We start from the raw sequence: 12,538 nt of genomic DNA on the forward strand, positions 1-12,538 counted from the left end.
GTAGTTAATTGATATAAATTTAACATTTTTATATCATTTTTGATATTTTATTCTGAAAGGCATAAAAGGCGCGTTTTGAAGCTTTTTCTTCGGCCTTCTTTTTTGAGGTTGCTCTGGCTTTAGCAACCACTTTATTATCAATGGAAAGTTTGACAGAAAAATGCCTAACATCATCATTTCCAGTATCCTCATAAACATTATAGCTAAAAGTTTTTTTCTCCTTTTGGCACCACTCTATAAGTAAACTTTTATAGCTGATTACTTTACCCTCTAATTTTTCGATATCAACATAAGGAATAATAACACGCTTATAAATAAATTTTTCGCAAAATTTATAACCGCGATCTAAAAAAATGGCTCCAACTAAAGCTTCAAATAAATTACCATGAATATTATCTCCGAACTGCCCTGGGGGAATTTTACTTTCAACTAAATCTATCAGATTCAGCTCCTTACCTAATTCATTGAGATGCTCTCTACTTACAACCTTAGAACGCATTTTAGTTAGATAACCTTCATCGCCGCTTGGCACTTCAAGATATAAATGAGAAGCAATTACAGAGCCCAGCATGGCGTCTCCTAAAAACTCGAGCCGTTCATAATTAATAGCATTTCCCTTACTATCCTTAATATTCATAGAACGATGGGTAAAAGCTTTTCTATAAACTTTTTCAGATTTCGGTCTGAAACCAAGAATGTTAGTTAACTGCACAAAAAAATTCCCGTTACGTTTGAAACGGGAATTTAATATGTTACGAATGTTTTTCATTCGGGATTTAGTCTAATTTCTTGAATAATACACAAGCGTTATGTCCGCCAAATCCAAATGTATTACTCATTGCTATTTTAATATCTCGCTTTTGCGCCTTGTTTAAAGTTAAATTTAACTCAGGATCGATATTTTCATCTACAGTAGTATGGTTAATTGTTGGAGGTACGATGCCGTTCTCCATGGCCAATATAACCGATATAGCTTCTATAGCTCCTGCCGCACCTAATAAGTGACCAGTCATCGATTTTGTTGAATTAATATTTATATGCTTTGCGTGGTCACCAAAAACTTCAGAAATTGCTTTAAGTTCTGCGACATCTCCCAGTGGTGTAGAAGTACCATGAGTATTGATATGATCTACATCTTCAGGGTTTAAGCCTGCGTTTTCTAAACAATTCTTCATTACAGCAACAACACCTTTCCCTTCTGGGTGTGGCGCCGTCATGTGGTAAGCATCAGAAGATAAACCTCCACCTATAAACTCAGCATAAATTCTTGCTCCTCTAGCTTTTGCATGCTCATATTCTTCAAGAACCAGAGCGCCTGCTCCTTCACCAAGTACAAAACCATCTCTAGAACCATCAAATGGACGAGAGGCCGTTTCCGGACTTTCGTTTCTTGTCGATAAAGCGTGCATAGCATTGAAACCACCCATACCAGCAATAGTAACAGCTGCTTCACTTCCCCCTGTAACAACTACATCACAATGTCCTAAACGTATAGAGTTTAATGCATCGAACATAGCATTAGCTGAAGAAGCACAAGCCGAAACTGTGGTATAGTTAGGTCCCATGAATCCATGTTTAATGGAAATGTTACCAGGAGCAATATCTGCTATCATTTTAGGAATAAAGAACGGATTGAATCTTGGGGTACCATCTCCTTTTGCAAAGTTTAAAACTTCGTCTTGAAATGTTTCCAAACCTCCAATACCAGCTCCCCATATAACACCTACTCTTAACTTGTTAATAGCGTCTAGATCTAAATTTGCATCCGCAATTGCTTCATCTGAAGCAACCATTGCATACTGCGTAAATCTATCCATTCTACCAGCAAGTTTTCGGTCTATAAAGTCTGTGGCTTTAAAGTCTTTTAACTCACACGCAAACTTCGTTTTAAACTTTTCGGTATCAAAATAGGTTATAGGCGCAGCACCACTTTTACCACTAATTAAGGCTTCCCAATATGAATCTTTGGTATTCCCAATCGGTGTTAAAGCGCCCAATCCTGTGACTACAACTCGCTTTAATTCCATAAAGTAAACTGGCTTATTTTGCTTCTTCTATGTATGATATAGCTTGACCAACTGTAGCGATGTTCTCTGCTTGATCGTCTGGAATTTGAATATCGAATTCTTTTTCGAATTCCATGATTAATTCTACAGTATCTAAAGAGTCTGCTCCTAAATCGTTTGTGAAGCTCGCTTCAGTAACAACTTCGTTTTCATCAACTCCTAATTTGTCTACGATAATCGCTTTTACTCTTGATGCAATGTCTGACATAATCTTTTAATTTTAAGTTTTAATTTAGTTGGCAAAAATAAAAAACTTTATTTTTAAAACACACGTTTGTTATAAAAATGTGATTGTAAATTACTAAATAAGTTTCAAGTATTTAAATTTTACCTATTAATTGTTAATAATTATTCTTTTTTTTGCTGCATATTCACAACCTTTTATATAGTACAACATGAAGCGCATTGTAATTTTTGCATCGGGAGGAGGCACAAATGCCGAAAATCTAATTAAGTTTTTTCAAAATAGCGAAAAGGCTTCTGTAGTACAGATTCTTACGAATAATCCAAAGGCAAAAGTTTTAGATCGCGCAAAAAAACTAAAAGTTAGTGCCCTTTCATTCAACAAAATAGCCCTTACAGAAACAGATGATGTCCTTAATATATTACGTGCTACAGAACCTGACTTAATCATACTTGCTGGTTTTTTATGGAAATTCCCGGAATTTATTTTAAACGAATTCCCTAATAAAGTAATTAATGTACACCCGGCGTTATTACCTAATTATGGAGGCAAAGGCATGTACGGCATGCATGTACATAATGCTGTCGTTGAAAATAAGGAACCCAAAACAGGCATTACCATTCACTACGTAAACGAACATTACGATGAAGGAGCTATCATTTTTCAAGCGAGTTGTGATGTTACTCCTACTGACACAGCCGACGATGTAGCTGCAAAGATTCACGAATTAGAAATGGAACATTTTCCTAAAGTGGTTGACAAATTATTAGATGAGTAAAAAAAAGAAAAAATATTACACCGTTTGGAAAGGTCACAAAGTTGGTGTTTTTGATTCTTGGAACGACTGTAAAGCTCAAATTAACAACTATGAAGGCGCACAATATAAATCGTTCGAAACTTTCGATGCCGCGAAAAAAGCATTAGATGGCAATTACAAAGATTACATAGGGAAGAAAAAAGTGTTCCAAAGTTCTTTATCTGAAGAACAATTAAAAAAAATAGGACAACCCAATTACAATTCCATTGCCGTAGATGCTGCTTCTAGTGGCAACCCAGGCATTATGGAATATCGCGGCGTAGATACAAAAACCAAAAAACAATTATTCATTCAGGGTCCTTTTGAGGAAGGCACTAATAATATTGGTGAGTTTCTTGCTATAGTACACGGATTAGCCTTCTTAAAAAAACACAACAGCAACCGTATTATTTATACCGATTCCAAAACTGCTATTAGCTGGGTAAAACGTAAAACCTGTAACACGAAACTCGAACGCAACATTAAAAACGAAAAACTTTTCGAACTGGTAGACAAAGCCGTTAATTGGCTAAAAACCAATACCTATAAAACCGTTATAGTGAAATGGGAAACCAAAGCTTGGGGAGAAATTCCGGCAGATTTTGGTCGAAAATAAATGTGGTATTTAGTATTTAAAACACGTATATTTGCACAAAATTTTAGCAAACCTTTATGGGTAAATTAGTCATTGTAGGTACTGTAGCTTTTGACGCTATTGAAACACCTTTCGGAAAAACCGACAAAATCCTTGGTGGAGCAGCCACTTTTATTGGACTTTCGGCTTCACATTTTAATGTTGATGCTACTGCCGTATCCGTTGTAGGTGGAGATTTTCCACAAACCTATTTAGATTTACTATCGAATAAAAAGATTGACATTTCCGGTATTGAAGTTGTAAAAGACGGAAAAACATTCTTTTGGAGTGGTCGTTACCATAATGATATGAACACACGCGACACCCTAGTTACAGAATTGAATACTTTAGCCGATTTTAATCCGGTTGTACCTGAAGATTACAAGGATTCCGATGTGGTTATGTTAGGAAACTTACATCCGCTCGTCCAATTAAGCGTATTAGAACAAATGGCACAAAAACCAAAATTGGTAATTTTAGACACCATGAATTTTTGGATGGACTGTGCTCTAGATGATTTGCTGAACGTGATTAAAAAAATTGACGTAATTACCATAAATGATGAAGAAGCCCGACAATTAACCGGCGAATACTCGTTAGTAGTTGCGGCTCGAAAAATTTATGAAATGGGACCTAAATATGTGGTAATTAAAAAAGGAGAACACGGTGCTCTTTTATTCCATGAAGAAAACATCTTTTATGCACCGGCATTGCCTTTAGAAGAAGTTTTTGACCCAACAGGAGCAGGAGACACCTTCGCAGGAGGATTTGCAGGTTATCTTGCAAAAACCGAAGATTACTCATTTGAGAATATGAAAAATGCTGTTATTTATGGTTCTACCTTAGCTTCCTTTTGTGTTGAGAAGTTTGGAACGGAACGCATGCAGGATTTATCGAATAGCGAGGTCCATAAAAGACTAATGCAGTTTAAACAATTAACGCAATTTGAAATAGAATTAACATAACACAGCGCGCTCGTAAAAGAGTGCGTTTTTAATTTAACATAATTATTTCCGAAATAGCCTTAAAACATAATATAATCTAGAGAAATGAGCGACGCTTTAAAACACGAATGTGGTATAGCCATGATTAGGCTTTTAAAACCCTTAGAATATTATAAAGAAAAATACGGCAGTGCATTCTACGGTGTAAACAAAATGTATTTAATGATGGAAAAACAGCACAACCGTGGACAAGACGGCGCTGGTTTTGCTAGTATTAAATTAAATACTAATCCTGGAGAACGTTATATAAGTAGAGTTCGCTCAATTGCTCAACAGCCTATACAAGACATTTTTGCCCAAATAAACGACAGAATAAACAAGGAATTAACCGAGCATCCAGAATATACCGATAATGTTGCTTTACAGAAAAAAAACATTCCATATATAGGAGAAGTATTATTAGGACATGTGCGTTATGGAACCTTTGGTAAAAATAGTGTGGAAAGTGTACACCCATTTTTAAGACAAAACAACTGGATGCACAGAAACTTAATTATGGCCGGAAACTTTAACATGACTAATGTTAAGGAATTATTCGGAAATTTAATTGAGTTAGGTCAGCACCCAAAAGAATATACCGACACCATAACTATCATGGAAAAGATTGGTCATTTCTTAGATGATGCAGTAAGCAAAATTTACAAAGACCTAAAAAAAGAAGGCTATAACAAGCGTGAAGCTTCTCCTCTTATTGCCGAACGCCTTAAAGTTGCTAAAATTTTAAGAAGAGCTGCTAAAAACTGGGATGGCGGTTATGCTATGGCCGGTCTGATTGGTCATGGAGATTCTTTTGTCTTAAGAGACCCTGCGGGTATTCGTCCGGCATACTATTATAAAGACGACGAGATTGTTGTAGTTGCTTCAGAACGTCCAGTTATTCAAACGGTTTTCAATGTTAAATTTGAAGATGTTCAAGAATTAAAACCAGGACAAGCTATTATAACAAAAAAATCTGGCGAAGTAAGATTTAAACAAATATTAGAACCTTTAGAAAGAAAATCTTGTTCTTTCGAACGCATATATTTCTCTCGTGGTAGTGATGCTGAAATTTACCAAGAACGTAAAATGCTTGGTAAATTAGTAATGCCTGAAGTATTACAAGCTATAAATAATGACACTAAAAATACGGTGTTCTCATTTATTCCTAACACAGCTGAAACTTCGTTTTATGGGATGGTAGAAACAGCCGAGGCCCACCTTAACGAGAGAAAAACAGCTGCCATACTAGATGGTCAACGTTCTTTATCCGCAGAAAAAGTAACAGAAATTTTATCGGAGCATATCCGTGTGGAAAAAATCGCAATTAAAGACGCTAAATTAAGAACCTTCATTACTGAAGATAGTAGTCGTGATGATTTAGTGGCACACGTTTACGATATTACTTATGGTGTAATTAAGCCTGAAGACAATTTAGTTATAATAGACGATAGTATTGTTCGAGGTACAACGCTAAAGAAAAGTATTTTAAGAATGCTTGATCGCTTAGGGCCCAAACGAATTGTTGTTGTGTCTTCAGCACCACAAATTAGATACCCTGATTGTTACGGTATCGACATGGCAAACTTAGAGAGCTTAATTGCTTTTAGAGCTGCTTTAGAATTATTAAAAGATGCTGGTAATTACGGCATAGTTGAAGAAGTATACAAAAAATGTATCGAGCAAACCGATTTAGACGATAAGCACGTACAGAACTTTGTAAAAGAAATATACGATCCGTTTACAGATGAACAAATATCTGATAAAATTGCTGAATTATTAAGTCCGGAAGACATTAATGCAGAAGTAAAAATTATTTTCCAACCGGTTGAAAACCTACATAAAGCCTGCCCAGAACATCTGGGTGATTGGTACTTTACAGGTAACTACCCAACCAACGGAGGTAATCGCGTTGTAAACCGTGCATTCATTAATTTTTACGAAGGCAACAACGAACGAGCCTATTAATTGATAATATATCAATAAACTATAAGAAAAATTAGACTAAATGCATTTTAAAAAATTCGGATTTACATTTCATCCAATATAAATGCATTTTATCTAAAAAAAAACCGGATTACTCTTATTTAGAGTAATTTAGAGCCACCATAACATAAGTAGGTTAAGTTCATGGTAGATTTGGGGCAAAAAAAGGTGAACTCTTGTTCGCCTTTTTTTATGGCATAAACTGAACTAAATAAATCTACTCGATTTTCTAAAAAACCTTCTTCTAAACCCATTTATTAGTCGTTTAACTAATAAATTTTAGCAAAATAAATTCTCAATATATTTTAGCAGAACCATAACATAAGTAGGTTAAGTTTATGGTAGATTTGGGGCAAAAAGGTGAACTAACGTTCACCTTTTTCACTTTAAAAACCTTAGAGTTAAGCACAAAAAAAGCGCCCAAAACTAGGCGCTTAATTCTATGAAATTATTTTAACTCTTATTTAGCCGCAGCATAACGTCTTTCAGCTTCATTCCAGTTTACTACATTAAAGAAGGCTTTAATATAATCTGGACGACGGTTTTGATAGTTTAAGTAATAAGCATGCTCCCAAACATCAAGACCCAAAATAGGAGTTCCTCCGCAACCAACACCTGGCATTAATGGATTATCTTGATTAGGTGTAGAACAAATATCTACTTTACCTCCTTCGTGCACACACAACCAAGCCCATCCAGACCCAAAACGTGTTGCAGCTGCCTTACTGAAAGCTTCCACAAACGCATCTTTAGAACCAAAAGCTGCTTCGATTGCATCTTTTAGTTCTCCGGATAAATACCCTCTATCTTCTGGATTCATTACTGTCCAGAATAATGAGTGATTATAAAATCCACCTCCATTATTTCTAACAGCAGCATTGTTCATATCTAAATTAGTAAGAATATCTTCAATAGATTTCCCCTCTAAGTCAGTTCCTTCAATTGCATTATTTAAGTTATTAGTATATCCTTGGTGATGTTTAGTATGGTGTATCTCCATAGTACGAGCATCCATATGAGGTTCTAAAGCATCATAAGCATATCCTAATTCTGGTAATTCAAAAGCCATAATTTATTTATTTTAAAAAATTAATATTTAATTCTTTCCAAATTTACGCATAATACCATTCAATTAAAAATAATTAATAGCTATCAAATCATCGATAGTTTTTATCTTGGAAGCAAATTTTCATTTTATGTTTCGCACCCCTTCATTTACAATTTACAATGCTTCGGCGGGCAGTGGTAAAACATTTACTCTGGTTAAAGAATATCTAAAAATTTTATTCGAGTCGAAAAGTAACGACACCTTTAAACGTATTTTAGCCATTACCTTTACCAACAAGGCCGTAGCCGAAATGAAAGAACGGATTATAGATACTCTAAAACATTTTTCAGATGAAAAGATTTTAGAACACCCCGAAGGAATGTTTGCAATTATTTGTGAAGAATTAAACTTTACACCTGAGGTTCTTCATAAAAAATCACAACAGATTTTAAATACTATTATGCATAATTATGCAGCGTTTGATATTTCCACCATTGATGGTTTCACCCATAAATTAATTCGAACCTTTGCTTACGACTTAAAATTACCTTTAAATTTCGAAGTGGAACTAGACCAAGAATCCTTAATCAATGAAGCCGTAGACAGTTTAATTTCCAAAGCTGGAAAAGACAAAACGCTTACTAAGGTTCTTTTAGATTTTGCCATTGAAAAAGCCGATGAAGACAAAAGCTGGGATGTTGCCTTCGATTTTAATAAAATCGCCAAACTCCTACTAAATGAAAATGACATTCCTTATATATTAACCCTAAAGGCCAAAACCTTAAACGACTTTAAACTTCTTAAAGATCAACTGAGAAAAGACATAAAAGCGAGTGAAGAACATATTAAACAAAACGCCAATGATGTGTTGAGTTTAATTGAAAATACCGGATTGGAACATGCGAACTTCTCAAGAAGCACCTTACCAAACCATTTTAAAAAAGCAGCCAAATTAGATCTCGACACTTTATACAACAATAAACTGGAAGAAAACATAGTCGAGCGTAAAGGCATTTATAATAAATCATTAAACAGTGATATAGCTAATAGTATTGAGAGCATACTTCCGGAAATTGAACTTTACTATAAAATTGTTAAACGAGAAGTTTACAATTTAAAATTTTTAAGAGCGGTATATAAAAACATAACACCTTTGTCGGTAATTAACGCTATAAATAATGAACTGACATCTATTAAATCTGAACAGAATAAAATGCTCATTTCAGAGTTTAATACGCTTATTAGCAAAGAAATTAGCAATCAACCAACACCTTTTATTTATGAACGGATTGGTGAAAATTTCAAACATTATTTTATTGATGAATTTCAGGACACTTCGGTATTGCAGTGGCAAAATTTAATACCTTTATTAGACAATGCTCTATCGGTTGAAAACGGTACAACCATGTTAGTTGGCGATGCAAAACAAGCCATTTACAGATGGCGTGGCGGTAAGGCGGAACAGTTTATAAAATTATTTAACGATGATAATCCATTTCAAGCAGAAAAAAGTATTGAAAACCTTCCAACAAACTACCGAAGTTCTAAACAAGTGGTATCGTTTAACAACGCATTTTTTAAATTTTTGGCATCGGAAGTTTTCTCTAATAAAACCTATCAGGAACTTTATGTTAAGTCAGGCCAAGAAATAAGTAAGACTTTAGAAGGGTATGTAGAATTAACCTTTTTAGATATTAAAAGTGAAGATGATCGCGATGCCTTATATTGTGAAGAAGCGTTAAAATCAATACAAACCAACTTAGATCAAGGGTATGCTCTCAAAGATATTTGTGTCTTAGTACGTAAAAAAAAGGAAGGCGTAGCCATAGCAAAATATTTAAGCACCAATAACATTCCTATTATTTCTTCAGAAACACTGCTATTGTACAATGCGCCGGAAGTAGGATTTATCAATAGCGTATTAGAACTTTTAATTCAACCAAAAAATAATGAAATAAAAATAAAAGTTCTAAACTATTTTTGTCAGCTTTTAGATATAACAAACAAACATGATTTTTTTACTGACCACCTGAATTTATCAATATCAGAACTCTTTAAAAGCTTAGAAGAATTTAATGTCTTTATCCCAAGTATTAACCTACTGCAATTACCGCTTTACGATTTGGCTGAAACGATTGTAAGAACCTTTAATCTAATAGAAAAATCAAACGCGTATGTCCAGTTTTATTTAGATATTATATTAGATTTCACAAATAAAAACGGATCCGATATTCCAGCCTTTCTAGACTATTTCAATAAGAAGAAAGAAAATTTAAGTATTGTATCTCCTCAGGGACAAAATGCCGTGCAAATTATGACTATTCATAAATCTAAAGGTCTGGAATTTCCAGTGGTTATTTTCCCTTATGCCGATTTGGATATATATCGTGAAATTGAACCGAAAGAATGGTTCCCAATACCTCCAGAAAAATTTCAGGGATTTTCACATATGTTACTAAATTTTAACAAAGACTTTGAGGCATACGACACTACAGGGGCAGACATTTTTAATAAGCATAAATCCGAACAGGAATTAGACAACATCAATCTGCTGTATGTTGCTTTAACCCGTGCATCGGAGCAGTTATTTATAATTTCTAACAAGGATGTTTCAACTAAAGGGGAGGTAAATACCAATCGATACTCCGGATTATTTATTAGCCATTTACAGCATTTGGACCTATGGAATAACTCCCAATTTAAATATAGTTTCGGAACACCAAAAGAAGCTGGTTTAACCAAACAACTAGGTGACACCATTTTCCAAAACGAATTTATTTCGACTTCTAAAGAATCACACCAAATAAACATAGTAACAAAATCTGGCATGCTATGGGATACTAGCCAAGAAGAAGCTATTGAAAAAGGAAATTTAATACATAACCTAATGGCTAAAATTGTTTCTGAAAAGGATATCGATTCGGCAATTCACGAGTTTATCTCTGACGGAACTATTAATGGAGATCAAGCAAACAGTTTAAAAGATATTATGCTACAAATAGTAAGACATCCCAAGCTAGAAAATTATTTTAACGACCATCATACTGTCATTAATGAACGAGACATAATAACCAATGAAGGCATTATTTTACGACCTGACCGTTTAGTTATTAATTCAAATAATGAAGCTGTAATAATCGATTTCAAAACTGGACTTCAAGACAAAAAACATTTTCAACAGCTACAATCCTATCAGGACGTTTTAGAACAAATGAACCTTAAAGTCCTGAAAAAGATACTGATATACACAAATGACGCAATTCAAATTTCAGAAGCTTAATTCTTACATATTGTTACAATATTTCACTTTATCGGTTATTATTGTCATTTTGTCGAATTAATATGATTCATCTTTCAGAAAAGTTGTAAAGATGTAAATTTGCCGACTTAAATATATTGTTTTTCAAACAAATCGACCCATGAAAAAATTAATTACACTATTTTTTGCTTTTGTTATTGTAGGTTTAAGCAGCCTAAACGCTCAAGATGCTAATAATCCTTGGTTAATAGGGATAGGCGTAAATGCAGTAGACAGTTATCCAACAAATGTTGGAGACAGCAATTTCCCAGGCCAGAGTACTTGGTTTGATGAGTATTTCAACGCTACAGATCATTGGAATATTTTACCATTCCCTTCATCAGTTTCTGTATCACGTTACTTAGGAAGTAACTTTTCTGCTGGTATTTTTGGTTCTGTAAATAAAATTACCAAAGTTGGGGACGCATCAACTTATTCAGGAAAATCAATCAACGACTTTTCATATTATGGTGTTGATGGTTTTTTCAAGTACAGCTTTGCTCAATTAATTAATTCAGAAAGCTTTGAACCATTTATTAAAATTGGAGGAGGTTACTCTTGGATTGATAAAATTGGTGCTGGTACCGTTAATGGAGGTCTTGGATTTAACTGGTTTTTCACTAACAAGAAAAACATCGGATTAAACGTACAATCTACTTACAAACATGCGTTTGAAGATTATTTAATTCCTCATTTCCAACACAACGTAGGTATTACGTTCAAATTAGGATCTAAAGACACTGATAAAGATGGCATTAAAGACAAAGATGATGCTTGTCCAGAAGTACCTGGTTTACCTGAATTTAATGGTTGTCCAGATTCTGATGGCGATGGTGTTCAAGACAGCGAAGATGAATGTCCTGAAGTTGCTGGTTTACCAGAATTTAACGGTTGTCCTGACACAGATGGTGATGGCATAGCTGATAAAGATGACAGATGTCCTAAGGTAGCAGGATTAAAAGAACTTAATGGTTGTCCAGATTCTGATGGTGATGGTATTGCTGATATCGATGACAAATGTCCTAACGAAAAAGGAACTGCAGCAAATAATGGTTGCCCTGAAGTTGAAGTTGACAATACTCAAGATTTAATCGACGCCTTAGCGAAGACTATTTTCTTTGAATTTGACAGTGCTGAATTAACCCCTGAAAATCAAATTACTTTAAATAAAATTGCTGATTTAATTGAGCAAAACAATAAAGTATATAACTTAACAATCGAAGGTTATGCTGACAACGTAGGTGCTAAATCTTACAACCAGACTTTATCTGAAAGAAGAGCTCAAGCTGTTGCAGATTATCTAACAAGAACAGGTGTTACTCCTGAAAATGTTTCAACAGTAGGTTACGGTGAAGAAAATCCTGTAGCCGCTAATAACACTAAAGAAGGAAGAGCACAGAACAGACGAAGTGAAGTAAAAATTAAGGTTACTTCTAAATAAAACAAGTCAATTTTATATTTATAAAAGCCTCACAGTGTGAGGCTTTTTTTATTATATTTATTTTGTTAATAAATTTTAACAACTTACATTTGTTTGACGATTAAC

General features: G+C 34.3%; 11 protein-coding genes. 6 read left to right on the top strand and 5 right to left on the bottom strand.

The features are described from left to right. Positions 1-28: 28 nt before the first annotated feature. From rnc to H611_RS0108510, 3 genes are read right to left on the bottom strand one after another with little or no spacing between them, the layout of a single operon-like run. Complete coding sequence (gene rnc, locus H611_RS0108500; RefSeq protein WP_027137963.1) at positions 29-769, bottom strand: ribonuclease III; 741 nt, start codon at positions 767-769, stop codon at positions 29-31. 7 nt (positions 770-776) lie between these two features. Next, the gene (gene fabF, locus H611_RS0108505) at positions 777-2,027 is read right to left on the bottom strand and encodes a beta-ketoacyl-ACP synthase II (RefSeq protein ID WP_027137964.1); all 1,251 of its coding nucleotides are present in this window, start codon (positions 2,025-2,027) and stop codon (positions 777-779) included. 13 nt (positions 2,028-2,040) lie between these two features. Continuing rightward, positions 2,041-2,274: an acyl carrier protein gene (locus H611_RS0108510; RefSeq protein WP_008269813.1), complete on the bottom strand. Its 234-nt coding sequence runs from the start codon at positions 2,272-2,274 to the stop codon at positions 2,041-2,043. A gap of 187 nt (positions 2,275-2,461) precedes the next feature. Here H611_RS0108510 and purN point away from each other — a divergent pair, with 187 nt between their 5' ends. The 4 genes from purN to H611_RS0108530 all read left to right on the top strand — a co-directional run bounded on the left by purN (position 2,462) and on the right by H611_RS0108530 (position 6,628). Continuing rightward, positions 2,462-3,028 (top strand): phosphoribosylglycinamide formyltransferase, encoded by a 567-nt coding sequence (gene purN / locus H611_RS0108515; protein ID WP_027137965.1) that lies wholly within the window; start codon positions 2,462-2,464, stop codon positions 3,026-3,028. Continuing rightward, positions 3,021-3,662: a ribonuclease H1 domain-containing protein gene (locus H611_RS0108520; RefSeq protein WP_027137966.1), complete on the top strand. Its 642-nt coding sequence runs from the start codon at positions 3,021-3,023 to the stop codon at positions 3,660-3,662. The genes purN and H611_RS0108520 overlap by 8 nt, the downstream gene beginning before the upstream one ends. 56 nt (positions 3,663-3,718) lie before the next feature. After that, positions 3,719-4,645 carry a PfkB family carbohydrate kinase gene (locus H611_RS0108525; RefSeq protein ID WP_027137967.1) on the top strand — a complete coding sequence of 309 codons (927 nt, stop codon included), beginning with the start codon at positions 3,719-3,721 and terminating at the stop codon, positions 4,643-4,645. Between the two features lie 84 nt (positions 4,646-4,729). Beyond that, the gene (locus H611_RS0108530; RefSeq protein ID WP_027137968.1) at positions 4,730-6,628 is read left to right on the top strand and encodes an amidophosphoribosyltransferase; all 1,899 of its coding nucleotides are present in this window, start codon (positions 4,730-4,732) and stop codon (positions 6,626-6,628) included. Positions 6,629-6,747: 119 nt separating this feature from the next. On the opposite strand, the gene H611_RS14760 is transcribed toward H611_RS0108530, so the two are convergent. Next, positions 6,748-6,900 carry a hypothetical protein gene (locus H611_RS14760; protein ID WP_157515071.1) on the bottom strand — a complete coding sequence of 51 codons (153 nt, stop codon included), beginning with the start codon at positions 6,898-6,900 and terminating at the stop codon, positions 6,748-6,750. 206 nt (positions 6,901-7,106) lie between these two features. Further along, positions 7,107-7,715, bottom strand: coding sequence for a superoxide dismutase (locus H611_RS0108545; RefSeq protein WP_027137969.1), 609 nt, complete (start codon positions 7,713-7,715; stop codon positions 7,107-7,109). Between the two features lie 127 nt (positions 7,716-7,842). On the opposite strand from H611_RS0108545, the gene H611_RS0108550 reads away from it, so the two are divergent. After that, a complete protein-coding gene (locus H611_RS0108550; RefSeq protein WP_027137970.1) occupies positions 7,843-10,974 on the top strand; it encodes a UvrD-helicase domain-containing protein in 3,132 nt (1,043 codons plus the stop codon). Positions 10,975-11,113: 139 nt separating this feature from the next. Then, the gene (locus H611_RS0108555; RefSeq protein WP_027137971.1) at positions 11,114-12,433 is read left to right on the top strand and encodes an OmpA family protein; all 1,320 of its coding nucleotides are present in this window, start codon (positions 11,114-11,116) and stop codon (positions 12,431-12,433) included. The last annotated feature ends 105 nt before the right edge of the window (positions 12,434-12,538 follow it).

Origin of the sequence: Gaetbulibacter saemankumensis DSM 17032, from assembly GCF_000425645.1 — a bacterium.
Lineage (GTDB): Bacteria > Bacteroidota > Bacteroidia > Flavobacteriales > Flavobacteriaceae > Gaetbulibacter > Gaetbulibacter saemankumensis.

Excerpts from the sequence above, each read along its gene's own strand:
- rnc (WP_027137963.1), bottom strand. The coding sequence starts at position 769 with ATGAAAAACATTCGTAACATATTAAATTCCCGTTTCAAACGTAACGGG.
- fabF (WP_027137964.1), bottom strand. The coding sequence starts at position 2,027 with ATGGAATTAAAGCGAGTTGTAGTCACAGGATTGGGCGCTTTAACACCG.
- H611_RS0108510 (WP_008269813.1), bottom strand. The coding sequence starts at position 2,274 with ATGTCAGACATTGCATCAAGAGTAAAAGCGATTATCGTAGACAAATTA.
- purN (WP_027137965.1), top strand. The coding sequence starts at position 2,462 with ATGAAGCGCATTGTAATTTTTGCATCGGGAGGAGGCACAAATGCCGAA.
- H611_RS0108520 (WP_027137966.1), top strand. The coding sequence starts at position 3,021 with ATGAGTAAAAAAAAGAAAAAATATTACACCGTTTGGAAAGGTCACAAA.
- H611_RS0108525 (WP_027137967.1), top strand. The coding sequence starts at position 3,719 with ATGGGTAAATTAGTCATTGTAGGTACTGTAGCTTTTGACGCTATTGAA.
- H611_RS0108530 (WP_027137968.1), top strand. The coding sequence starts at position 4,730 with ATGAGCGACGCTTTAAAACACGAATGTGGTATAGCCATGATTAGGCTT.
- H611_RS14760 (WP_157515071.1), bottom strand. The coding sequence starts at position 6,900 with ATGGGTTTAGAAGAAGGTTTTTTAGAAAATCGAGTAGATTTATTTAGT.
- H611_RS0108545 (WP_027137969.1), bottom strand. The coding sequence starts at position 7,715 with ATGGCTTTTGAATTACCAGAATTAGGATATGCTTATGATGCTTTAGAA.
- H611_RS0108550 (WP_027137970.1), top strand. The coding sequence starts at position 7,843 with ATGTTTCGCACCCCTTCATTTACAATTTACAATGCTTCGGCGGGCAGT.
- H611_RS0108555 (WP_027137971.1), top strand. The coding sequence starts at position 11,114 with ATGAAAAAATTAATTACACTATTTTTTGCTTTTGTTATTGTAGGTTTA.